Genomic DNA, 22436 nt, shown 5'->3' on the forward strand with positions numbered 1-22436 from the left:
AAGTAGCAAGCTACTCCCTGTTACCGCTCGACTTGCATGTGTTAGGCCTGCCGCCAGCGTTCAATCTGAGCCATGATCAAACTCTTCAATTTAAAGTGTTTAATCGACCCATTGAATCAATGACTTAATAAAGCTTTGTTTGTTAAGCACCTCTTCAATCAGTCAGGTGGTGTCTAAGACACCTATTTCTCTGCACTGAATTCTCGGAAGTGCCCACACAGTTTGCTTGGCTTGGTAAATTGTTAAAGAACGTTCGCTCGTTTCGAGCAAGGCTGCGCATTATAGAGCCTTGGCGGTTTTAGTCAAGCTCTTTCGAGCTTCTTTTTTCTGACGTTTGACCGCTGCTTGGAGGGGCCTTGTTGCTCACCTCAAGCGTGGTGCGCATTTTAGAGATTTCAGCGCCTGCGTCAAGGGGAATTTAGACTTTTTTTAAGGTTTTTTAACTGACTGCTGGTTTTGTGAACGAAGCGCTCTAAAATACAACGACAAAGGCTAAATTCGCTCGGGTTTATAGATTTTGATACGCTACACCCAAGGAACGAGCGAAGCACAAACCACCTTTCTTTTTGGCCATGTTCATGAGGTACAGGCAAATGAATCAAAATATTCGTAGTTATCGTGGCATCGAACCGCAATTAGGCGCTCATGTCTATATTGATCCAACCGCGGTGATTGTTGGCGATGTTCATATTGGGGACGAAAGTAGTATTTGGCCATTTGTTGCAGCCCGAGGGGATGTGAATTTTATCCGCATAGGAGCGCGTACCAATATCCAAGATAGCACCGTATTGCATGTAACACGTGTCAGTGAAAATAATGCCGCCGGGCACCCGTTAATCATTGGCGACGATGTCACCGTTGGCCATCATGTCATGCTGCATGGTTGCCAAGTAGGGAATCGCATTCTTATTGGTATGTCTGCCGTCGTCATGGACGGAGCTATTGTTGAAGATGATGTAATTATTGGTGCAGGTAGTTTAGTGCCGCCCGGTAAACGCTTACGCAGTGGCTATCTATATGTTGGCAGTCCCGTGAAAGAAGCTCGCCCGTTAACCGAAGAAGAGCTCGCTTTTTTACCACGCTCAGCGGCCAACTATGTCCGCTTAAAAGACGACTACCTCACACAAGTAAAGCCAGTCGGTCAATAAGGTCGTTGCCACTTAATGAAAATCTCGCGAGCGATTAGCCGACACCCCTAACTCGGCTAATTGCGGCGTCCCATCAATCAGGCTAGCTGCTACCACGTGCACCACCCCAGCTTCAATTTCCACTTTGCCTTTTACTTTTAATAGCTGCGCCGTTAAATAAGCAGAACGATAAGTATTGGCAGTAGTTGCCCAAACCACCACGTTCACCATTCCGGACTCATCTTCTAATGTAATAAAAGTAACACCAGCAGCAGTACTCGGACGCTGGCGACCTGTGACCAGCCCAGCCACTTGTACCCATTGACCCGGTCGACACCTGAGCAATTCACTGACTAACTTGTAGCCCCGCAATTGCTGCTGTTCACGTAACAAAGCTAACGGATGACGGCGCAACGAGACTGCCAGAGCTCGATAATCCCCTGCCACCTCTTGTGCTTCCGTCGGTGCTGACACAGGCTGACTCAGCTCAACCGGCTCAAGCACCCCTTTAAATAACGGCAATTGCTCCGTCCGCAGCGCTAAGCTATCCCATTGGCTTTGATGACGATGACCGGCCAAAGCCTGTAACGCATCTGCCGCTGCCAGACGATGCAATTCAGCTCCACTCATACCGCTATCACGTAGTTGCTGTAACGAACGAAAGCCCGAAGCAGGACGCTGCGCCAGCAATGTGTCGATGGACTGTTGTGATAACCCTTTGATTAACCGTAACCCCAACCGAATTTGCATGCTGCGCTCGCCCGGCTCAAGTTGGTGATCCCAATGACTGACTTGAATATCAACCGGCAACAAAGTGACATGATGTCGCCGGGCATCCTGTATTAATTGGCTGGCCGAATAAAACCCCATCGGTAAACTGTTCAATAAGGCACAGTAAAATGCCGCTGGATAATAATATTTCAACCAAGCCGAAGCATACGCTAAATTCGCAAAACTGGCAGAATGAGACTCTGGGAAGCCATATTCCCCAAAACCACATATTTGTGCATAGATCTGCTGGGCAAATTCGAGCGAATAGCCCCGCTTCAACATACCGCTGATTAATTTTTGTTCAAACTGCTGCAGTAGCCCTGTGCTTTTCCACGTAGCCATCGCCCGCCTTAGTTGATCGGCCTCGCCACCGCTAAAACCGGCTGCCACCATTGCCAACTTAATCACTTGCTCCTGAAAAATGGGCACCCCCAAGGTCCGCTCCAACACTTCTTTTGTTGCAGCACTGGGATAAGTCACGGGTTCCAGCCCAGCTCGGCGGCGTAAATAGGGGTGAACCATGTCACCCTGAATGGGGCCGGGGCGTACAATCGCTATCTGCACCACCAAATCATAAAAGGTTTGGGGCCGTAACCGTGGCAACATACTCATTTGTGCCCGCGATTCCACTTGAAACACGCCCACCGCATCAGCTTGCTGTAACATGCGATACACTTGGGGATCTTCTTGTGGGATATCAGCCAAGGTCAGTGAACGCTGATAATAGGTGGCAATGAGCTGCAACATTTTTCGTAGCGCTGTCAGCATTCCCAGCGCCAGCACATCCACTTTAATTAAATGCAGCGCTTCTAAATCATCTTTATCCCATTGAATAACGGTACGCTCAGGCATACTGGCTTGCTCAATGGGAACTAAATCGGTCAATTGCGTCGCTGCAATCACAAAACCGCCCACATGTTGCGATAAATGCCGAGGAAACCCAAGTATCGCTTCCGTAAGCTGCAACAAACAGCGACCACGGTGGGTGGCTCCCAGCCCGGGCACGCTCTCGATAAGTTGCTGCTGCCAACTGGTCTGCGGATCACGGCGATCAATTTTGCGCAGGTAATGGCGTAATTCATGCTCGTGGTACCCCAGCGCTTTGCCCACATCCCGTAACGCGCTCCGTAACCGATAACGGATCACCGTTGCCGCTAACGCTGCGCGCTGCCGTCCATATTTTTGATAAATGTACTGAATGACTTCTTCCCGGCGCTCATGTTCAAAGTCCACATCAATATCAGGGGGCTCATCCCGTTCAGCTGAAATAAAGCGCTCAAATAACACATCGATTTGTTCGGGGTTCACTGCGGTAATATGCAAGCAATAGCACACCACCGAGTTGGCAGCCGAGCCACGGCCCTGATACAAAATGCCACGCTGTTGCGCAAAAATGACTAAATCATGAATGGTCAAAAAGAAGTATTCGTACTTTAACTGGGCAATGAGTTGCAGTTCTTTTTCTAACTTTTCTTGCACCTGGGGCTGCAATCCGTGAGGGAAACGCTGCCGCGCTCCTGCGTAAGTGAGCTGCCGCAAGTAATCTGTTGCGGTAACACCCGAGGGAACTAATTCAGCTGGGTACTCATATTTAAGCTCGCTTAAACAAAACTGGCATTGTTGGGCAATAACACGACTCTGAGCCAACCAATCGGCTGGGTAACATTGCTGTTGTTGCTCCGCACTGCGCAAATAATGCTCTTGATTTTGCGGCAGTTGGGCAACCACCTCAGTTAACGGCTGCCGCAACCGAATACTAGTCATTACATCGTGTAACGCTTGACGTTGTGGCTGGTGGTAATACACCTCACACACTGCCGCCACAGGAATTTGGCAATGCTCACTCAACTGGCGATAACGTCGATAACGTTGAGCATCATCAGCATGATAATGACGGCTATAAGCCAACGCGAGAAACGATCCAAAACTGTTTTTCAGTTGGGCAGCATAACTTTCACACTGGGTTAGCGTCAGCTCGGGAGCAGGGCGCCAAAGTAATACGCAGTCATGCAGTGATTGCAAAAAGTCGGCTTCCGTGACGGCATAACTGCCTTTATGAGAACGTTGCCGCGCCCGCGTAATCAACTGGCATAATTGAGCATACCCTTGGCGGTTACGCACCAAGACAATAAATACTCCGGCCGTGGCCAATTTAAACTCACTGCCCACAATCAGTTGCAAGGGCTGCTGCCGTGCTGCGGTATAAGCACGGACAACCCCAGCCACAGAACACTCATCAGTAATGGCCAAGGCACCATAACCATGAGCGACCGCCTGTTTCACTAACTCGTGAGGGTGAGACGCCCCGCGTAAAAAGGAGTAATTGGTTAAACAATGCAAGGCGACTGGGGAAGATTCCAGCGCCTGTTGTTTAGCTGAACCAACCATGTAAAAACCACCCCTCTGCGCAATAATAAATCCACCCCTGACGTTGTTCTTTATCGATGGCAATGTAGTAATCGCGCGGCATGGAATCACCTTGCCACCAGCCACTCACAATTCGTTCTGGCCCCCACTGCAATTGCCACTCGTGACGCGTAATAGCTTGCGCTTGAGGCAATAACCAATAAGGCCGCTGTAAACTCACCACAGGTGTTACTGGCATTGCTTGCCACGCTTGCAACTGCCCTTGATATTCTGGGCGCCAGTCGGTGGTCGTACGCAGTTGCTGAACTTTCTGCTCTCCTAAGCGCGCTTGTAAACGACTGACCAAACCGGCGAGCTCATCGGGGGTTGAGGTTGATTTCCCAATCAAGGAAGGAGCCACAGCTTGACGTGGTTCGGGATGCAATACCCGAATACTGAGCGCTAATACCGGTTGCGGCAGCTGTTGGCGGGCTAAATGCAGCTGACTTAACTGAAATAATTCACTGTGTTGCCAAGTTGCTCGTACCAATCGCACGGCAACTTGCGTTGCTGGACCGTCGCGGTGATGCGCGCGAATCATCAACCCTCGAGTGCTCCACTGATGGGATTCCAAAAACCCTTCAACCTGCTGCAACAATCGTTTAAGTGGGAACATTAACTGGGCCCAACTTTGCGCCTCAGCAACCAACTCGATTTTTTCATCAAACCGTTCCGGAGGATGGTAGGGCGTTTGTGGGGGGATCACTTCCCCTGTAAGCGCGGCTAAATAATGCAGCAATGCTCGGCCAAACCGCTCACCCAATTCTGCCCGAGGGCGTTGCAAAACAGCCCCCAAGGTGGTGAGCCCCACGTCACGTAGTTTACTGATATGGGCTGCCGACAGCCCACTCATTTCAATTGGTAATTGCCACAAAGCTTGGTTCACTTCGTGCACGTTCTCACTCACCACTGGCTGCCCAGACAATGCCAGCAATTGCGCAGCCAATGGACTATTGCCGCTGCTCAATACATAGCGTAATGGCCATTGCTGCAAGCGGTGTTGCAAACAACCAAGTACCCCTTGATACCCTCCATGCAGCCGCAAAATACTCCGTATATCGCACATCAATCCATGGGGTGGTGCTAACACTAAGTGGGCGATGTCTTGATACAGCACCTGTGCCAGCTGGGTCAGTATTCTTTCTTCTTGCTCAGGCTGATAAGGTCGCAGCTGCAACTGTGGGCATAAGGTACTCGCCACAACTTCGGCCATGCCTACCTTTAACCCAAGCTGCAACGCCGCTTGATTGACTTGAATCACCGGGCGCTGGGTAGCCTGTTCTTGAATTAAAGCCACAGGTACAGCTGCAACTTCTGGTGGCTGCAGGGATTGTTGATAATCCAACAGTAAATGCGGGAAATGCAGATACAACCAAGCATTCATACAACACGTCGGCGTTGTGGTAGCAGCTTATCAGCCGTACAAGGAAAGGGAGGAAGAGGCCAGCCAAACCGGCGTTTCAACACCCTCACCTGTAATTGCTCTGAGCGAATCAGCTGCAAGCGATTGACATAAGCTCGTGCTTCTTCAGAACCCTGCCAAGGCGTGATCACAAAAGCTAATTTTTGGTGGGCTTGGGCGGCTTGCTGTAACCGCCGAACATGAGTCGCAGCCAGATGAGAAGACCACATTAAAAGTACCTGCACCGCCTCACTTTGCAAGGCCTGCTCTGCTGCCCATAGCGCTAATTGTGGCTCCGTTTCTTGCACCACCACTTGCTGCGCCAAGTTCACATGCTGGTAAAGCAGCCCCGGCGCATAAGGTTGGGCGGGGGGATTCAGCCACACCGTGGCATGGCGGGCTTGCTGCAATACTGGAAGAAGCAAGGCTAACTCGCCAACAAATGCATGCTGCACTTGCAGTTCATTCACGCTGCCCTGTAACCAGCCGCCACCAAGCTGTGCATCTAGCTCTGGCCAACCCGTGGCAGTAAATTGTGGTGCTGTGTGAGTTGGTGGTGGTGTTTGGCCTTGCCAAAGCCAACCTTTTTGCACCAATGCCTCAACTTGTGCAGGATATGCCATGACCGCTCCTGAAAAACCATCCAAAAACACTGTATAAACATACAGTATACTTTAGATAATTTTTCTTCCGCTGGCAAGTATTCCGCAAACACGTATTATAGAATTCATCATCCTAACAACCAGCATAGAACCACACGGTAGATGCATGCTTACGACATTACTGATTCCTTTTCGCTTTATCATCACTCTTACTTTTGCTTTATCGGCTACCGCAATCATTGGCGTTCTCGTTATCTTGGTTGGCTTGCCCAAACTACTCCTTCCCATTCCCAGTGTGCAGCGCATGTTTTCAACTTGGGCGAATGCCTTATTCCGCGTTTGGGGTTACGCCATGTCACTGGTTTTTCGACTGACGCAACCAATTCGTTGGCATATTGAGGGGGATAGTGAACTGCATCGTGATCGCTGGTACATGATCATGGCCAATCACCGCAGTTGGATTGATATTTTGGTGCTGATGCATCTGTCATGCCGAAATATGCCCATGCCACGTTTCTTTTTAAAACATCAGCTGATTTGGGTGCCGATTGTTGGCTTAGGTTGCTGGACTCTGGACATGCCATTTATGAAGCGCTATTCACGTGATGCCATTGCGAAAAACCCTTCATTGCAAGGCAAAGATATTGAAACCACGCGGCGCAAATGTCAGAAGTTTCGACATATTCCGACCACCGTCATTAACTTCTGCGAGGGCACGCGCTTTACTCCTGAAAAACACGCTCAGCGGGCGAGTCCATTTACTCATTTACTTCCCCCCAAAGCAGGTGGAACAGCTTTTGCCTTGCAAATGATGGGGGATCAGTTTGATGCCATTTTGGATATCACCATTGTCTATCCTGACGATAAAACATCGCCTGTGTGGCAACTATTGAGTGGGCGTTTGCGGGATATTTATGTGGATGTGGAGACCCTTCCGGTCACCCAAGATTTGATTGGAGATTACCTGGCTGACGCCACCTTTAAGGAACACTTTCAGCAGTGGATCAACCAACGTTGGCTGCGTAAAGATGAAATCATCACGCGCATTCGCAAGAAAATCGCAAACTAAACGCAGCCTATGGCAGAGGGGTTACTTCTCTAACAGGTAACCCGCTGCTTTCACAAAATCTGCCACAAAATCATCACTGTCTTGGAAACCTTCAATTCTTAAACGGTACTTACCATTCACGATGAAGGTTGGGGTGGCATTGATATTATATGCACGCATGTCGCGATCCATATCAAACACTTGCTTCTCTACCAATGGGTGCTTCATGGCCCGTTCAAACTTATCGGCGCTAATGCCATGCACAAAGAAAATTGCTTGCAACTCTTCAGTAGTCGCCACTTGTTTTTTCTGGTCATGAATGCGCTGATAAATCGCCATGCTAATAGGCTCTTCTTTCTTGAATAGTTTCGCAGCGGCAAGGCCTCGTGCCAGCAACTCTAGGTTTGGGTGAGACACGATATGAGATTTGCTGAATGCTTGTGGGTATTGCTCTTTCATTGCCGCCGCAACCGTTTCAAAACGATAGCAATGGATACAATAAAATGAAAAGAACTCTTTGATTTCTGGCTTCGCTGTGCCTTCTTTTGCAATCACTTCATAGTGAACATTTTCTTTAAACTCTTGAGCCGTAACAGGCGCCGCCATAAGGAGTGCAGCGAATACAAACAACAACTTTTTCATAAATCAAATATCCTAAGTTTGAACCGATGAAATCAGTACTGAGGCTGTAATTGCAGTGGCGGCTCTTGAAGCGCTGCATACTGCTCTTTTAAAGTCAGCACTTGTTGTTCCCAATAACGTTGTTCTGCGAACCATGGAAACGCTCGTTGGAAAGCACTATCGTTCCAACGCCGTGCTAACCACGCCATGTAGTATATGATTCTAAAACTGCGCAAGGGTTCAATTAATTGCACTTCACGCAGGTCAAAATCACAAAACTCTTGATAGCCTTCCAACAATACGTCCAGTTGCAGCGTACATTCAGCGCGGTCTTCGCCGGCTAACATCATCCACAAATCTTGAATTGCGGGGCCTGTGCGTGCGTCATCAAAGTCAACAAACATCAATTGCTCGTCACGCAGCAGCATATTGCCCAAATGACTGTCGCCATGCAATCGTTGCTGCGCAAAAACAGATAAATCCACCTGCTGTAACTGTGTCGTGATCAACTCAGCAATGGTGAAAAATGCGTCATGCAACCCAGCGGGCAATAACGGGGATGACCGTAACGCCGCTAAGGCAGCCTCCAAGTCAACGGGCAGATTCATGCTGGGACGGTGCTGAAATTGCCCCTGCTTGGCCACCGCATGTAAACGACCCAGTTGGCGGCCAATACGCTCCAGCTGATCTAAGTCACCCGGCTCAACCGCTCGCCCACCCACACTTGGGAATACCGCGAAACGATAACCTTGGTAACAATGAAGGGTTGTGCCGTGCAAGAGCAACGGTGCCACCGCCGGTATTTCCTCTTGGGCAAGCTCTAGCGTAAATTGATGTTCTTCTAGAATGGCTGCATCAGACCAACGGGCTGGGCGGTAAAACTTAGCCACGTAGCGACGCTGATCATCAGCAGTAAATTGATAAACTCGGTTTTCATAGCTATTTAACGCCAGTAAACCTGATTGAGGGTCAACCCCGACGGCCGCGAGCGCATCGACAATGCGCTCGGGTGTCAGATTTTGGAAACTAAAATCCTGTTCCGCATCAATCATATAAGAATCGACTGACATGGCTACTTTGAATGCTGCCATCAGCATTCGTCACGGTAAACGTCACATCTTGTACTCGTTCAACCACTTCATCCGGATGCACTTCTAACGTGATTGGTAAGGTACCAACCTCACCCGCACGAACGGTAATGACACTTTCACCCACAATACGACTTTGTGTAAAACCTTCCGACGTAATCGTATAGGTTTGCGTATGTTGTGATTTGTTCAATATTTTCAAGGTATAGACGTTTTGTACCCAACCTTCCATGCTGATGCTGTAGAGCTGGTTACGATCACGCAACACATCCACTTGCAACGGCACGCGTGTCGCAATATCCCACACTAACGCCACCGACATCACGATCATCAGCACAAAATAACCGACGGTTTTGAACCGGAGTTTACGAGTTTTCCCGCCTTGTAAGTTACGCTCCGTGGTATAGCTGATAAGACCGCGCGGATAATTCATTTTATCCATCACGTCATTACAAGCGTCCACACAAGCACCACAGTTGATGCACTCGTACTGCAAGCCGTTCCGAATATCGATACCCGTTGGACACACCTGCACACACATGTAGCAATCAATACAGTCGCCTAAGCCCAACTCTTTGGGATCTTTCTTCCGCGCGCGGCCGCCACGTGGCTCACCGCGGGTTGCGTCATAAGAAACGGTCACCGTATCTTGGTCAAACATGGCAGATTGGAAACGCGCATAAGGACACATATGCGTACACATAATCTCACGCATATAACCAGCGTTCCCATAGGTACAAAACGCAAAGAACAAGACCGATAAAGTGGCCCAGAACCCAGCGTCAAATGTCCAAAATGAGGTAAATAATTCACGGACATCGGTAAAGTAACCGACAAAAGTCATTGCTGTTAGCAATGCTAACATCACCCAAGACGTCTGTTTCGCTGCTTTGCGCCAGAATTTATCAAAGTCCCAAGCACGTCGATCGAGCGCAATCCGCTGGTTACGTGACCCTTCGAACTTTTTCTCAAACCACATGAACATAAAGGTCCAAGTGGTTTGCGGGCACATATAACCACACCAAACTCGCCCATAAAGGGTGGTGACAAAGAACAGCGCAAATGCGGAGACAATGAAAACCCAGGCAAGGATGGTGAAGTCTTGGGGCCACAACGTCAGGCCAAAAATACGGAACCGTTGTTCGGCAATATCCAGCAAAATGGCTTGCTCACCATTCCACTGCAACCAAGGTAATATGACAAAAAGCGCCAGCAGGATAAACCCGAAGCTGCGTCGAAACCATTCAAAGGTTCCTTTAACGTCACGCACATAAATACGACTACGAGGTTTGTAGTCGTTACTCCGCTTATCTGGATCAGGACGGTGAATTTTCACCTTATCCGCTGGTTGTACTTCGATTTTTTGTTCCATAGCCCTACCGCTTCTAGACTAGAAAGTAGCGCTAATTATACATGCTTTTTGTCTCTTTTTTGAGGTTATTTTCGCGCAGTCCAGCAAAGCCATATTGATCCAGCGCAATATCAACTGGATCAGCACACAAATTCCCACAACAAAAAAAAGCCCAACGTAAAACGTCGGGCTAAAACACAAGAGAACAACCAGGATCTCAGGGGAAATTGTTGTCACACTATAGTGCGTTAGTGTGACAACAACATGACATCAATTGAATTCGATTAAGCAATCCGCTTTGCAGTTGCTGCAGCATTTAAAACAGCTGCCATTTTAATCGAATGCTGAATCACTTGCGCTGACACATTGTGCTTTAATAACACACCAACGTGTGAGTCAATGCACATACCACAACCGTTCAGTGCAGATACGGCAAGTGAGTACAATTCAAAGTCGGCTTTATCAACGCCTGGGTTCGCCATGCCGTTCATACGTAAACCAGCTGGCATTTTGCTAAATTGCTTATCGCTGCTTAAGTGAACGAAGCGATAGTAAATGTTGTTCATTGCCATCAACGTGGCTGCTAATTTCGCGGCACCATCAACGTTGGCTTCGATTTTGCCTTCTGCTTCAGCTTGCACCGCAGCAATCAGTTCTTGGTCACCGATTGAATATGCAAGCGATAACGCTGTGCCATAAAATTGGGTGGCGGTCATCCCCGAAGTTTCAACGTTGCCGAATAAGTTCGACAAGTTCAACTTCGTATCTTTGCCATGCTCGCCTAAATTATTTCGATAATCTGTCATGTTCATCGTTATTCCTCCGCCTTAAAAAAGGTGCTGCTTGCGCAGCACCTAAAAACACCACACATAAAGTGGGGGATGTGGTGTCTGCTTACAGGGTGTCGCCGCCTACAGCACGGTTACAAGGACATAATTCGTCAGTTTGTAAACCGTCTAGGATGCGTAAAACTTCAGTTGGGTTACGACCAACGTTCAAGTTGTTGACTGACACGTGCTGGATAACACCGTGTGGGTCGATGATGAAAGTTGCACGTAACGCAACGTTCTCAACCGCATCACGAACACCTAACGCGTCAACTAATGATTTTTTACCGTTGTCAGCAAAAGACCACTGGTTTAAGCTTTTCAGATCTGGGTGCTCACGGCGCCATGCTAACTTAACGAACTCGTTATCGGTGCTGCCACCTAAAACGATGGTGTCACGGTCAGCGAAGTCTTCGTTTAATTTTGCAAACTCAACAATTTCTGTTGGGCAAACAAAGGTAAAATCTTTTGGATAGAAGAAAATAACTTTCCACTTACCTTCGAAGCTATCGTTGGTGATGGTTTCGAAAGCGCTTTCGCCATTTTCTTCTGGCATGTTGAAACCAGGTTTAACACCAACTACTTCAAATTCTGGTAATTTATCGCCTACTGTTAACATTAATGTCTCCTTGTTTGAACGTTCACTATATAACAACTAAAGGGATTGAGGGATGAGGTCTTGCCTCTGTTCACCAACTATAATAGGCGCACAAAACAAATTGTTAAAACGAATAAAAGGGATTACCATAATCGGAAATACCAATTAACCTTCGCTTAAGGTGGACGATTCAATGAAACCTGCAATCAATAAGCTTCCTAGCTTACGAAATCTAAGTTATTTGCTGGCGCTGCATCAGCACCAAAACTTTAACCGAGCTGCGCAGGCGTGTAATGTCAGTCAGTCGACATTAAGTAGTGGGATCCAAAATTTAGAAGAGCAATTGGGCTGTTTGCTCATTGAGCGTGACCATAAATCGTTCTTATTTACCTCCATGGGAGAGGAAATTGTTGAACAATCACGACAAATTCTGACCGCAACCGAAGAGTTGCTCAACTTTGCGCAAAGCCAAGGTAAAATTATGGAAGGCCCGTTGCGGATGGGCTGTATTCCAACCATTGCACCTTTTTTGTTGGGCACGTTAACGAAGCAGCTGCAGCAGGAATATCCAAAACTCAGCCTGAGCATTCGGGAAGACACCACCAATAACTTGTTGCTGCAATTACGGAACGGTGAGTTGGATGTTCTGATTCTGGCATTACCTGTTGATTTACAAGGGAACCAGAGCTACACCTTAGGGCGTGACCCTTTCAAACTCGTGATGCATAAGAGTTTAGCTGAGAACCTGAGTGAGCCTGTGCAATATCATAAGTTGCCGGACAACTCGATTTTCCTGCTGGAAAAAGAGCACTGTTTGACAGGCCATGCCGTGGCAGCTTGTGAATTGGCTGAATCCAGCAAAATCAATCCTTTTACCGCAACCAGTCTGCATAGTTTGGTACAAATGGCGGATGCCGGCTTAGGTGCGACATTTATTCCTAAATTGGCGATTGACCACGGAATTCTTAACAATACCGAATTGGTGGCGTTGCAACCGAAAGGTAAGCAATCGTTTCGTGAAATTGGGCTCATTTATCGCCCCACCACAACCCGACGCCAAACCTTTCGTCAGTTAGCAAAGTGCATTGCGCAATTACTTCCTGAGCCGACCTTAGACTAAGGCGCTCCTACCCGCGTTATGGGGCAGTCACTAACTGCTGCAAACGCGGGGCGATACTGGCTTGGTCAGGCGCAGTCTCAGGAGTGACTCGCGCTTGGCTCAAGTCCACCTCGGTACCTAATTCCGCCGAAACAATAGCCTGTAACTGGTCAGGCGTGAGAGGCCCTTCGGTTTTCACCACCCGTAACCCATCGTCCTGATCGGTCGCTGCCGAGCTTGGCAAATAGATGGTGCCATTCGAGAAATCAACAGCAAATGCGATTACCCCAGGAACCAAGAAAAACAATAAGCCAATCCCATTCAGTGCAGCGATGCCAGGGTCGATTTTCCCACTCACTTGCCCTTTACGTTCAGGGTACAAAATTGTCCCACATGCGGTAAGATGAAGCGTAATTAAAATCAGCACAACGGCTTTCAATGCATGGCGAGGTAGGTGCATGGTCATTGCCTCCTATATCAATACGATGCGTTTATTCATCAATAAACACGGGATATTGCTTTAACTATAGCCGTAAATTTAATAAAAATTAGCGACACCAACGCTGCTTTTAATCGATATTTACAAACAACGAACACCAGCGGAAGACAACCAAGGAGCCAGCATGACTCTTCAACGTACTGTCACGGGAATGATTATTGGTTTGGCGCTGACCACGGTCACGGCAGCAAATGCAGACCCTATTGTTACGGAACGTCATACCGTGACCCTAAACACCATCACTCAAGAACTCAACAAACCCTGGGGAATGGCCTTTTTACCTTCGGGCGATCTGCTTGTCACAGAAAAAGCAGGTACCCTGCGGCTGGTTAGTTTAACGGGCAGCATCAGCGAACCGCTGGCCGGTGTGCCTGCTGTGGTTGATAGTGGGCAAGGGGGGTTACTGGACGTTGCCATTGACCCTGACTTTGCCACCAACTCATGGGTTTACTTGAGCTATTCTGAAGCCGATCCGAACGGTGGAAAGGGTTCTAGCACCGCGGTGATGCGAGCGAAGTTAACCCCTACCGGGCTGACCGATGGCACAGTGATTTTCCGCGCTGCTCCCAAATACGAACGTGCTGCGCACTTTGGCTCACGCTTGGTATTTTCACCTGAAGGCCATTTATTCATTACCTTAGGCGATCGTTTTTCTGCCAAAGATGATGCCCAAACCCTAGATACGCACCACGGCAAAGTCGTGCGCATTATGCCCGATGGCAGCATTCCCGCAGATAACCCATTTGTCACCACCGTGGGTGCCTTAGCTGAAATTTGGTCGTATGGGCATCGCAACGTTCAAGGTGCGGCCATACATCCTGCCACCGGTGAACTTTGGACCGCAGAACACGGCCCCAAAGGGGGCGATGAAATCAATATCCCAGCAGCTGGCAAGAACTACGGGTGGCCAATTGCGACCTATGGGGTGAACTATGACGATACCATTATTAGCCCATTAACCCATGTGGATGGCACCGAACAACCCCACTATTATTGGGTGCCATCCATTGCGATATCGAACATGATTTTCTATACCGGTGACCAATTCCCGGCCTGGCACGGTGATTTATTAGTCGCTGCCTTGAAAGGCTCTCACGTTGCCCGACTTGATTTAGAAGGCGAGCGGGTAATGCACGAAGAAATTCTCTTTGCAGGGGGCATTGGCCAGCGGGTTCGTGATATTGAACAAGGCCCCGATGGCTATATTTACCTGCTGACCGATGATCGTTCAGGCCGACTCATTCAAATTAAACCTGCAGAATAAACGATGTTAGTAAGTAGTTACTTCCTTGCAATAACAACGCTGGCTTCGGCCAGCGTTGTTGCCGATGAAGTCATTGTTGTCAGCGAAAGCACCTCGCTGCGAGCCCAAGAAACCACCGCTGCCATCAGTAATTTTGATCTGGCTCACCAACCGGCAGGGTTGCGTATTGATGCGGCTGAACTGCTCCAGGGGTTTGCTGGCGTGCAAGCCGATTCACGAGCAAACTATGCCCAAGATACGCGCATTACTATGCGTGGCTTTGGCGCTCGCTCTGCCTTTGGCGTACGCGGTGTGGTGCTACAACTCGATGGCATTCCATTGACCATGCCCGATGGCCAAGCACAAACTTCGAGCATTTTCTTAGACGAACCGAACAATGTGCAGGTGATCCGCGGCCCATTAGCCAATATTTATGGCAACAGTGCGGGCGGGGTTATTCAGTGGTGGAGTCAACGCCCCTTCACCAATCAGTTGCAGCTGAATGCTGCTGTTGGTGACCATGCCACTCAGCGCCAGCTGGTGCACGCGGACTGGGTGGGTGAGGGTCAGGCACTCCGCGTCATGGGGGCACGTTTTCGTACCGATGGCCCGCGCGCTCATAATCGGGCGGAACGTGACCAACTTGCTGCACGCTGGTACTACAATGTCACGGACACGGTCGAGCTCACGGTCAGACTGGATGATAATAATGCCCCATTGCTCCAAGATCCTGGCTCATTGACACCCGATGCCTGGCAAGCGGACCCCACGCAAACCTTTGCCGGCGCAACACGCTTTAATACCCGTAAAAGCATTCATCATCAGCAAGTGTCGGTCTCCTTAGCCGAAGCCCAACGCTGGCGCATCAATGTGTGGCGCGGATGGCGTGATATGGAGCAATATTTACCCTTTCCCGGGACTGATATTCAAAGCTCTGGAGCCGTGGTGCAATTGCAGCGCCAATTTCATGGTGTCGATGCCAGTTATCGCACCCGTTGGTCAACCACCAGTCCCATCCATACCACCGTCGGTATTCATCATGCCAGCCAAGATGACCGACGCTGGGGATATAGCAACCAATTCGGTGAATTAGGCGAGCTACGGCGCGATGAGTTGGGCCAAGTAACCCAGCAAGCCGCCTACCTATTAACCGATTGGCAGCCAATACCTCATTTGACCTTCTTGATGGGTGCTCGGCATAGCCACATTGATTTTACCGTCAATGATTACTTCATTGTGCCGGGCAATCCCGATGATAGCGGCCAACAACAGCAGCATGCGTGGAGTTGGAACATAGGCGCAACTTATGCATTCACGCCTCATTGGCATGCCTTCATTGCCAATGGGGTTGGGTTCGAAACCGCCACCCTGACCGAAATGGCCTACAACAATGAACAATCAGGCTTAAATACCGACTTAGGGCCGGCCACCAATCGACAATGGGAAGTTGGGCTGCGCTGGCAACAGGCGACTCTCCAATCACAATGGTCCATGTTTCACATTGAAACCGTCAATGAAATTGTGGTGGATCGCAGCATTGACGGCCGTACCACCTACACCAACGCAGGTTTGACTCGACGCCGTGGCGTGGAATGGGAGCTTGGCTGGCAACTCACACCTCAGTGGCATTGGCGGATGGCGGCCACTTGGCTTAGCGCCGATTATGACCATGGCAACCGGCTACCCGGAGTGGCAGAGCAGCAACTTTATAGTCAACTGGATTGGGCTTATCGACCGGCGCAACAGTTAAGTTTAATCACTGAATATCGAGGCGATGTGGTGGCCCATGACGATCAATCCGTGGTTGCGCCAAGCCACACATTGTGGCATTTGAACTGGCAAGGGGACTATGAATGGGCACAGTGGCGCATTCACCCGTGGCTACGCTGGCATAATCTCACCGATGCCAAGTATGTCGGCTCGGTGGTGGTGAATCAAAGTAACGGACGAGCATTTGAACCTGGGGTAGGGCGTGAAATTCAGGTTGGGCTGCAATTCCGTCGCCGCTATTGAATGCCTTTTAAATTATCGCTATAACAACCAACACATTCATGATGAAGGATAAACAGCGAAATGAACCTGCTCTGGCAAGCGGTGGAACCCAGTTATAAAACCTATTTACAATTAGTCGTGCTCATCGACATGGTGTTCCTGGCCATTGCCGTGATCGTTATCTACGCACTTTTTCCTGAGTGGCAATGGCTGCCTGCACCGCTTTGGATAGGCATTCCTTGGGCCGTGCTCACCCTTATCATGGCCTTTATTTGGTCCGCTCGACGGCTGCAATTTACTGCTTACGCACGGTCACCAGAAGCGGTGTTACTCCGCCGCGGCGCCTTGTGGCAAAGTACTCGCGCGGTTCCCCTGAACCGTATTCAGCATGTGGAAGTGCGCCAAGGAGCGCTTGAGCGGCTGCTCGGGTTAGCGCACTTGGTGCTTTATACCGCCGGCAGTAGTGGCGCAGATTTGAGCATTCCTGGGCTGCAATTGGCCACTGCAGAAACCATCAAAAACGAACTAATTTTGACCATCGCCAAAGAGCCAACTGAACAGGAAAGCCATGAGTAATCTATCGTGGCAACGAACGCCACTGTTAACCATTGGTTTTTTTATTGCTAAAGAAGTGCGTGATTTGGTGCGCAATATCACCAATTTACTCCCGGCATTGGCGGCAATCGTGGTGACCGATAAACTTTGGATCCCGTATGCGGTGGGTGGGGCTTACCTGACCTATATCGTGGTTCGTGCGATATTAAATCAACGATTTTTTCTGTACGCCTTGGCGGAGGACGCAATCCATATCCGGTCAGGTATTTTCGGCAAAACCAACCTCACCTTAAAATACGAGCGTATCCAACAAGCAGAAATTGACCAAAGTTGGTATTTTCGCCCCTTTAGTTTGGTCACGTTACGGGTTGATAGTGCCGGCTCGGCGGGTAAAGAGGTTGAAATTCCCGGGTTAACCATCGCTCTGGCTCATCAGTTGCGTCAACGCATGCTAGCAGAATCAACCATGCCGCAAGAGGTGGAAATCGAAGTTTCCGCACCCCCCTCTCACACCAAAACAGTTTCGTTTCCCATTGGGGAAGTGTTCCGTGCAGGACTCATCGATAACAAGATTTTTGTTATCTTTGCGGTGCTCATGTATCCCATCACGCAGGGATCATTTTTTGAAGATACCGTCATTCCTTGGTTCAACGAACAATTAAGCTTCATTCAAGACAGTGCCTTATTAAGCATCAGCATTGTTGTCGTCACCCTGGCGGTTATTTTGTTCCTTGCTATCGGATTAACGATGCTGCGCTACTATGGCTTAGAGCTCACTGTTGCAGACCAACGCTATCAAGCACGAATGGGCCTATTTACCATCCGCACTCTCAGTTTTCGGTATGAAAAACTACAACGTGTTCTGTTCCAACAAAATATACGCAGCCGCTTGCTAAGGCGCTATTCGGCGCGCGTGAATCAACTGCAACCCGTGGCGCAGAGCCAGCAAGTAGAGGGCGGTGCTTTTGTCTTGCCCGTGTTAACTCACGAACAGCTGGCGCAACTCTGTGATTGGCTTGGCATTCCTCCTCGGCATGAATTGACGTGGCATAAAATCCATTTTATCGCTTTATTGAACCCATCGTTTTGGGTGGGCCTCACCGCGCCAGCCATCGCTTTGGTGTGTTATTTCAATGAGGTGAGCGCCAGCCTTAGTTTGATCGTCGGCGCCGGCAGTTGGCTGGTGCTACAAACCTATACGGTGGCTTGGTGGCATTGTTACCGTTTCACCCTAACGCAAGGGTGGTTAGCGAAGCGACAAGGAGTGTTAGGGCGCAGAGAAACTTGGTACCCATTATATAAAGCCCAGCAAATCACGGTGTATCAATCCCCGTGGTTGCGGTTGCTCGGCTATGCCAATTTAGTCATTCATAGTGCGGCTGGAACAGAAGTCATTAAATATCAGCCCTATGAGACAGCGGTTGCCCTACAAGCAGAGTGGATCCAGCGCATTGGCACTGACACTCGGCGGTGGATGTAACGGTTTAAAACCACCGCCGCACATGCTGGCGATAACGCAGAAATTCGTCCCCAAACTTTTGCGTTAGCCAACGTTCTTCAGGAATAATTTGAAACTGCGTGAGGTACAGCACGTAGCCAATTAACCACACCAGAGCGGGTAAATTTGCCAGCCATACGCCATACCCAGCCAGCATCAATAAAAAACCCAAATACATGGGGTTGCGAGTGAATCGATAGATTCCCGTCTGGACCAACACCCGACTGGTTTCCGGTTGCATGGGGTTCACCGTGGTGCGAGCACGGCGAAATCCAATCACGCCTGCCAGCGCAATGAGCAACCCCGCAATGAATAACCCCAACGCCAGTCCTGTTGCATCAGTAAAATGCCAAGGCCCCATCGGCATCAACCATGCGGTCAATGCCATCAGTCCAGCAATGATGGCCACCACCAGTAATGGGGGGATTTTTAATTCCAAGGATGCCACATGCTCACCCTATATGTTGAGTAGCAAAAATCCAAAGCCAATACGGTTTTGGCGGTGGTTATAATCTAGCAAGGTTTCACCATATCCTGAGAAAAACTGGATATAGAAACGCAACCCATCAGGCTTGTTCGAGTTTACAGGGTGTGTGAAATCAATCTGCCACGACCCCTTATCCCAAGAAAATTCCCGATTAATTCGAGTAATACTGTAAGTACTTAACGAATCATGCCACGCAAATCGGTTCTCAAAGTTACCACGGTAACGAATTAAATCAGGGTTATCGTCTTCCGTCGGCTCATTGATACGCTGTTTCCAAGTGGTTTCCCAGGTCAGCTTTCCCCATTCTGCCGCACCGCCAAAGTATAAATAGTTCCAACTCCGAGAATCTGGCTTCCGTTGACCGTTTGATTCATGAGCTAAGCCCACTTTCCCGAATCGAACCCGCGCATCGCCAGGCAGAAAATCCCATTCCTCTTGCCATGGCAACACATAAAACACTTCCGGACGATAGTTGGTACTCCGGAACGGCGATGAATCGTCTGAGTTCCACGCCTGCCAAAGTGATATTTGGGTGTAGGCGACCCACAGATCCCCTCCCAATATTAAATCTTCGAGCAGTTTGGTCCGCAACGAAATCTGAATTTTCATCTCGTTCGGTTTATGGCTTTCGAGCGGCACCCCATCCCCCAAGGTAGGCGAGGTTGGCTGCACGTTAATGTTCGAGCTATGGTGAACCGGAAGAATAAAGTTCGGATGGAAGGTGCGCAGTTGGAAAATACCACGTTTTTGATCCTCTCCTAACTCCCAGAATCGCCCTAATAAATCTGCCTCGTTAAAGTTCTCAGCATTTAAAGGTTCTTCCGCAGGAATCGGATCGCTCACTTCTTGGCTTAATGCCGATGTGATAAATCCGCCCCCAAGCAGGGTTAATACGGCCGTTAGCTTCCACATAAAGCTTCTCCATTGCTAAGGAACGAATCCAATATTATTTGTTACGCAGCTTTGCAACCGTATGACTGGCGTTCGACATACGAGCTGCTGCAGCAACTTCTTTGCTAACCACCGTTTTACCCACCGGTGAAATGGCGACCCCGGCTAATTTCAAATGTTGAATCGCAAAAGGAATGCCGATGATTGTAATGGCTTGCGCTACCGCTGAGAGTATATGCCCTAACATTAACCACCAACCGAACAGAACAAACCAAATAATATTTCCTAAACAGCCTAACCCACCGGTTCCCAAATCAGCACGCTGAGTCAATTCTTCCCGATCGATGGCTTCTTTGCCAAACGGGAAAAAGGAAAAGCGACCAATCATAAAGCAAGACCGTGCCCATGGAATGCCAATGATGGAGATAAACGCAATCACCCCTGCCAGCCACCATCCTAACCCCATGATGACTCCACCCAGCACGAACCATAAGATATTACCTAACGTCCGAATCATAATTTTCCTCAATCATAGTCACTTTACCAAAGTGCTCCACGATAAAACGCAAATTGTTTGTAAACCCACTCGTATTCGCAGCGAACTTTACTATGTTTAGATGGAACCAATTTAACAACCAGGAGGGTTCTTATGAAAACATTATTCACTGTGCTATTGGCCATTGCTACCATGATAGCGTTGCCTGCCTGTTCAAAACAAGAGCAAGAGGAGGCTCGAGAGCAAGCTCAGTCAACCATTGAGAAAGCCACAGAAGCCACGAAAGATGCGGCGGGTGATGCGGCTGATTATGCTCGTGATGTGGCCGAACGTGCTGGAGACTACCTCAGTGATAGTGCAATCACAACACGTATCAAAGCAGCGTTATTTAAAGCCGATCAAGTGAGTGCGGGTGACATTAATGTCGAAACAATTAACGGCCATGTGGTCCTGAGTGGTGTTGTAGCAACGGATGCTGAAGCTGACTTGGCGGAGCAGTTAGCCGAAGGCATTGAAGGCGTTAAATCTGTTGAAAATGACATCGAAGTTCGCGATTAATCCCGAACTTTTAGTAACAGAAAGCCCAGCCATAAGCGCTGGGCTTTTTTGTTCACCGTCAGTGATTTTGGTATAATAAGCCCCATCAACATTGATAGGAGAGGCTCATGTCTAAACCTTATGTTCCACCAAAAGTCTGGGAATGGAATCAAGAAAGTGGCGGCCGCTTTGCCTCCATTAACCGCCCTATTGCCGGAGCAACTCACGACAAAGAATTGCCTCAAGGCAAACATCCGTTGCAACTCTACTCACTCGCAACCCCCAACGGCGTCAAAGTCACCATTCTGTTGGAGGAATTACTTGCCTTAGGTATTGAGCAAGCAGAATACAACGCCCACTTAATTCAAATTATGGAAGGGGATCAATTTAGCAGCGGCTTCGTTGCTGTGAATCCCAACTCAAAAATTCCAGCACTGTTAGATACCAGTACCGAGCCACCCACACGCGTGTTTGAGTCAGGTTCCATCCTGCTGTATTTAGCTGAAAAGTTTCAAGCATTTTTACCCTCCGATCCCAAGCAGCGCACTGAAACCATGAACTGGTTGTTTTGGCAAATGGCGAGTGCACCCATTTTAGGGGGTGGATTTGGGCATTTTTATGCTTATGCACCTGAAAAATATGAATACGCGATTAACCGCTACACCATGGAAGCAAAACGTCAGCTTGATGTGTTAGACCAGCAATTGGCCAACCATACCTACATTGCTGGGGAGGAATACACCATTGCTGATATGGCCATTTGGCCGTGGTATGGTGCGTTAGTCTTAGGCAAGGTATATGACAATGCTGCAGAGTTTTTAGCGGCACACAGCTATAAAAATGTGCTTCGCTGGGCTGAGTTAATTGCAAAGCGACCTGCGGTGATTCGAGGTCAAATGGTGAATCGCACGTGGGGAGAACCCCATGAGCAGCTTCATGAACGTCATGATGCCACTGATTTTGAACAAAAAGCCGCCCGTTAAGGCGGCTTTTTTGTTTTCGTATTAAGCTTTCTTGATTGCTCGTACAATGACTAACAATACCACGGCGCCAACGGTTGCGACGACAATACTCCAAATCACACCACCGCCACCAACACCGAGTAGGCTAAATAAAAAGCCGCCAATCATGGCTCCAATAATACCAATCACGATATTACCAAGAAGACCAAAACCCCCACCTTTTACTAGCGTTCCCGCTAACCAACCTGCAATTAATCCAACAATGATAAACCAAAGGAAGCTCATACGATTCTCCTTAATCCCTCGTTAATAGGTTCAATTTAAGCATAGCAGGCT

General features: G+C 48.8%; 22 protein-coding genes and 1 rRNA gene. 9 read left to right on the plus strand and 14 right to left on the minus strand.

Going from position 1 to position 22436, the window contains the following annotated elements; all coding sequences use genetic code 11:
* Nucleotides 1–92: ribosomal RNA gene (locus tag BLP64_RS10110) — 16S ribosomal RNA — on the minus strand; the annotation flags it as partial.
* 501 nt (nt 93–593) lie between these two features.
* On the opposite strand from BLP64_RS10110, the gene BLP64_RS10115 reads away from it, so the two are divergent.
* The gene (locus tag BLP64_RS10115) at nt 594–1148 is read left to right on the plus strand and encodes a gamma carbonic anhydrase family protein (RefSeq protein WP_092593935.1); all 555 of its coding nucleotides are present in this window, start codon (nt 594–596) and stop codon (nt 1146–1148) included.
* Between the two features lie 12 nt (nt 1149–1160).
* On the opposite strand, the gene BLP64_RS10120 is transcribed toward BLP64_RS10115, so the two are convergent.
* From BLP64_RS10120 to BLP64_RS10130, 3 genes are read right to left on the minus strand one after another with little or no spacing between them, the layout of a single operon-like run.
* Nucleotides 1161–4286 (minus strand): error-prone DNA polymerase, encoded by a 3126-nt coding sequence (locus tag BLP64_RS10120; RefSeq protein WP_092593936.1) that lies wholly within the window; start codon nt 4284–4286, stop codon nt 1161–1163.
* Nucleotides 4270–5688: a Y-family DNA polymerase gene (locus tag BLP64_RS10125; RefSeq protein WP_092593937.1), complete on the minus strand. Its 1419-nt coding sequence runs from the start codon at nt 5686–5688 to the stop codon at nt 4270–4272. Before BLP64_RS10125 ends, BLP64_RS10120 begins: the two co-directional genes overlap by 17 nt.
* Nucleotides 5685–6329, minus strand: coding sequence for a hypothetical protein (locus tag BLP64_RS10130; RefSeq protein ID WP_092593938.1), 645 nt, complete (start codon nt 6327–6329; stop codon nt 5685–5687). The genes BLP64_RS10125 and BLP64_RS10130 overlap by 4 nt, the downstream gene beginning before the upstream one ends.
* Nucleotides 6330–6474: 145 nt before the next feature.
* Here BLP64_RS10130 and BLP64_RS10135 point away from each other — a divergent pair, with 145 nt between their 5' ends.
* Nucleotides 6475–7377, plus strand: a complete 903-nt coding sequence (locus BLP64_RS10135; protein WP_092593939.1) for an acyltransferase — start codon at nt 6475–6477, stop codon at nt 7375–7377.
* 21 nt (nt 7378–7398) lie between these two features.
* Here the strand turns inward: BLP64_RS10135 and BLP64_RS10140 are convergent, their stop codons facing one another.
* The 5 genes from BLP64_RS10140 to BLP64_RS10160 all read right to left on the minus strand — a co-directional run bounded on the left by BLP64_RS10140 (nt 7399) and on the right by BLP64_RS10160 (nt 11862).
* Nucleotides 7399–7998 carry a thiol:disulfide interchange protein DsbA/DsbL gene (locus BLP64_RS10140; RefSeq protein ID WP_092593940.1) on the minus strand — a complete coding sequence of 200 codons (600 nt, stop codon included), beginning with the start codon at nt 7996–7998 and terminating at the stop codon, nt 7399–7401.
* Between the two features lie 32 nt (nt 7999–8030).
* The gene (locus tag BLP64_RS10145) at nt 8031–9068 is read right to left on the minus strand and encodes a serine/threonine protein kinase (protein ID WP_324615356.1); all 1038 of its coding nucleotides are present in this window, start codon (nt 9066–9068) and stop codon (nt 8031–8033) included.
* Complete coding sequence (gene ccoG, locus BLP64_RS10150) at nt 9022–10437, minus strand: cytochrome c oxidase accessory protein CcoG (protein ID WP_092593942.1); 1416 nt, start codon at nt 10435–10437, stop codon at nt 9022–9024. Before ccoG ends, BLP64_RS10145 begins: the two co-directional genes overlap by 47 nt.
* 263 nt (nt 10438–10700) lie before the next feature.
* The gene (locus BLP64_RS10155; RefSeq protein ID WP_233340153.1) at nt 10701–11222 is read right to left on the minus strand and encodes a carboxymuconolactone decarboxylase family protein; all 522 of its coding nucleotides are present in this window, start codon (nt 11220–11222) and stop codon (nt 10701–10703) included.
* Nucleotides 11223–11310: 88 nt separating this feature from the next.
* Nucleotides 11311–11862, minus strand: a complete 552-nt coding sequence (locus BLP64_RS10160) for a peroxiredoxin (RefSeq protein ID WP_092593944.1) — start codon at nt 11860–11862, stop codon at nt 11311–11313.
* Nucleotides 11863–12046: 184 nt separating this feature from the next.
* Here BLP64_RS10160 and BLP64_RS10165 point away from each other — a divergent pair, with 184 nt between their 5' ends.
* Nucleotides 12047–12961 (plus strand): hydrogen peroxide-inducible genes activator, encoded by a 915-nt coding sequence (locus BLP64_RS10165; RefSeq protein WP_092593960.1) that lies wholly within the window; start codon nt 12047–12049, stop codon nt 12959–12961.
* A gap of 16 nt (nt 12962–12977) precedes the next feature.
* On the opposite strand, the gene BLP64_RS10835 is transcribed toward BLP64_RS10165, so the two are convergent.
* The gene (locus tag BLP64_RS10835; RefSeq protein ID WP_199286063.1) at nt 12978–13400 is read right to left on the minus strand and encodes a hypothetical protein; all 423 of its coding nucleotides are present in this window, start codon (nt 13398–13400) and stop codon (nt 12978–12980) included.
* Nucleotides 13401–13563: 163 nt separating this feature from the next.
* On the opposite strand from BLP64_RS10835, the gene BLP64_RS10175 reads away from it, so the two are divergent.
* Genes BLP64_RS10175 through BLP64_RS10190 form a run of 4 tightly spaced genes read left to right on the plus strand, consistent with a single transcriptional unit; the run spans nt 13564 to nt 18709 of the window.
* Entirely contained in the window at nt 13564–14703 is a 1140-nt protein-coding gene (locus BLP64_RS10175) for a PQQ-dependent sugar dehydrogenase (RefSeq protein WP_092593945.1), read from the plus strand.
* A gap of 3 nt (nt 14704–14706) precedes the next feature.
* Nucleotides 14707–16695: a TonB-dependent receptor family protein gene (locus BLP64_RS10180; protein WP_092593946.1), complete on the plus strand. Its 1989-nt coding sequence runs from the start codon at nt 14707–14709 to the stop codon at nt 16693–16695.
* Between the two features lie 60 nt (nt 16696–16755).
* A complete protein-coding gene (locus BLP64_RS10185) occupies nt 16756–17250 on the plus strand; it encodes a PH domain-containing protein (protein WP_092593947.1) in 495 nt (164 codons plus the stop codon).
* Nucleotides 17243–18709, plus strand: coding sequence for a PH domain-containing protein (locus BLP64_RS10190; protein WP_092593948.1), 1467 nt, complete (start codon nt 17243–17245; stop codon nt 18707–18709). Before BLP64_RS10185 ends, BLP64_RS10190 begins: the two co-directional genes overlap by 8 nt.
* Nucleotides 18710–18713: 4 nt before the next feature.
* On the opposite strand, the gene BLP64_RS10195 is transcribed toward BLP64_RS10190, so the two are convergent.
* The 3 genes from BLP64_RS10195 to BLP64_RS10205 are packed head-to-tail and all read right to left on the minus strand — an operon-like array spanning nt 18714 to nt 20622.
* Nucleotides 18714–19175, minus strand: coding sequence for a methyltransferase family protein (locus BLP64_RS10195; RefSeq protein WP_092593949.1), 462 nt, complete (start codon nt 19173–19175; stop codon nt 18714–18716).
* A 9-nt stretch (nt 19176–19184) separates the two neighbouring features.
* Entirely contained in the window at nt 19185–20126 is a 942-nt protein-coding gene (locus BLP64_RS10200; protein WP_092593950.1) for a phospholipase A, read from the minus strand.
* Nucleotides 20127–20160: 34 nt separating this feature from the next.
* Nucleotides 20161–20622: a YccF domain-containing protein gene (locus BLP64_RS10205; protein WP_199286064.1), complete on the minus strand. Its 462-nt coding sequence runs from the start codon at nt 20620–20622 to the stop codon at nt 20161–20163.
* A gap of 132 nt (nt 20623–20754) precedes the next feature.
* Here BLP64_RS10205 and BLP64_RS10210 point away from each other — a divergent pair, with 132 nt between their 5' ends.
* Complete coding sequence (locus BLP64_RS10210; RefSeq protein ID WP_092593951.1) at nt 20755–21159, plus strand: BON domain-containing protein; 405 nt, start codon at nt 20755–20757, stop codon at nt 21157–21159.
* Between the two features lie 107 nt (nt 21160–21266).
* A complete protein-coding gene (yghU, locus tag BLP64_RS10215; protein WP_092593952.1) occupies nt 21267–22121 on the plus strand; it encodes a glutathione-dependent disulfide-bond oxidoreductase in 855 nt (284 codons plus the stop codon).
* A 21-nt stretch (nt 22122–22142) separates the two neighbouring features.
* Here yghU and BLP64_RS10220 read toward each other — a convergent pair whose 3' ends face one another.
* Entirely contained in the window at nt 22143–22385 is a 243-nt protein-coding gene (locus tag BLP64_RS10220; RefSeq protein ID WP_092593953.1) for a GlsB/YeaQ/YmgE family stress response membrane protein, read from the minus strand.
* Nucleotides 22386–22436: the final 51 nt, after the last annotated feature.

It is taken from the genome of Pseudidiomarina indica (assembly GCF_900104245.1).
Classification (GTDB): Bacteria; Pseudomonadota; Gammaproteobacteria; order Enterobacterales; family Alteromonadaceae; genus Pseudidiomarina; species Pseudidiomarina indica.

Coding starts and splice junctions, on each gene's coding strand:
- BLP64_RS10115 (WP_092593935.1), top strand. CDS start 594: ATGAATCAAAATATTCGTAGTTATCGTGGCATCGAACCGCAATTAGGC.
- BLP64_RS10120 (WP_092593936.1), bottom strand. CDS start 4,286: ATGGTTGGTTCAGCTAAACAACAGGCGCTGGAATCTTCCCCAGTCGCC.
- BLP64_RS10125 (WP_092593937.1), bottom strand. CDS start 5,688: ATGAATGCTTGGTTGTATCTGCATTTCCCGCATTTACTGTTGGATTAT.
- BLP64_RS10130 (WP_092593938.1), bottom strand. CDS start 6,329: ATGGCATATCCTGCACAAGTTGAGGCATTGGTGCAAAAAGGTTGGCTT.
- BLP64_RS10135 (WP_092593939.1), top strand. CDS start 6,475: ATGCTTACGACATTACTGATTCCTTTTCGCTTTATCATCACTCTTACT.
- BLP64_RS10140 (WP_092593940.1), bottom strand. CDS start 7,998: ATGAAAAAGTTGTTGTTTGTATTCGCTGCACTCCTTATGGCGGCGCCT.
- BLP64_RS10145 (WP_324615356.1), bottom strand. CDS start 9,068: ATGGCAGCATTCAAAGTAGCCATGTCAGTCGATTCTTATATGATTGAT.
- ccoG (WP_092593942.1), bottom strand. CDS start 10,437: ATGGAACAAAAAATCGAAGTACAACCAGCGGATAAGGTGAAAATTCAC.
- BLP64_RS10155 (WP_233340153.1), bottom strand. CDS start 11,222: ATGACAGATTATCGAAATAATTTAGGCGAGCATGGCAAAGATACGAAG.
- BLP64_RS10160 (WP_092593944.1), bottom strand. CDS start 11,862: ATGTTAACAGTAGGCGATAAATTACCAGAATTTGAAGTAGTTGGTGTT.
- BLP64_RS10835 (WP_199286063.1), bottom strand. CDS start 13,400: ATGCACCTACCTCGCCATGCATTGAAAGCCGTTGTGCTGATTTTAATT.
- BLP64_RS10175 (WP_092593945.1), top strand. CDS start 13,564: ATGACTCTTCAACGTACTGTCACGGGAATGATTATTGGTTTGGCGCTG.
- BLP64_RS10180 (WP_092593946.1), top strand. CDS start 14,707: ATGTTAGTAAGTAGTTACTTCCTTGCAATAACAACGCTGGCTTCGGCC.
- BLP64_RS10185 (WP_092593947.1), top strand. CDS start 16,756: ATGAACCTGCTCTGGCAAGCGGTGGAACCCAGTTATAAAACCTATTTA.
- BLP64_RS10190 (WP_092593948.1), top strand. CDS start 17,243: ATGAGTAATCTATCGTGGCAACGAACGCCACTGTTAACCATTGGTTTT.
- BLP64_RS10200 (WP_092593950.1), bottom strand. CDS start 20,126: ATGTGGAAGCTAACGGCCGTATTAACCCTGCTTGGGGGCGGATTTATC.
- BLP64_RS10205 (WP_199286064.1), bottom strand. CDS start 20,622: ATGATTCGGACGTTAGGTAATATCTTATGGTTCGTGCTGGGTGGAGTC.
- BLP64_RS10210 (WP_092593951.1), top strand. CDS start 20,755: ATGAAAACATTATTCACTGTGCTATTGGCCATTGCTACCATGATAGCG.
- yghU (WP_092593952.1), top strand. CDS start 21,267: ATGTCTAAACCTTATGTTCCACCAAAAGTCTGGGAATGGAATCAAGAA.
- BLP64_RS10220 (WP_092593953.1), bottom strand. CDS start 22,385: ATGAGCTTCCTTTGGTTTATCATTGTTGGATTAATTGCAGGTTGGTTA.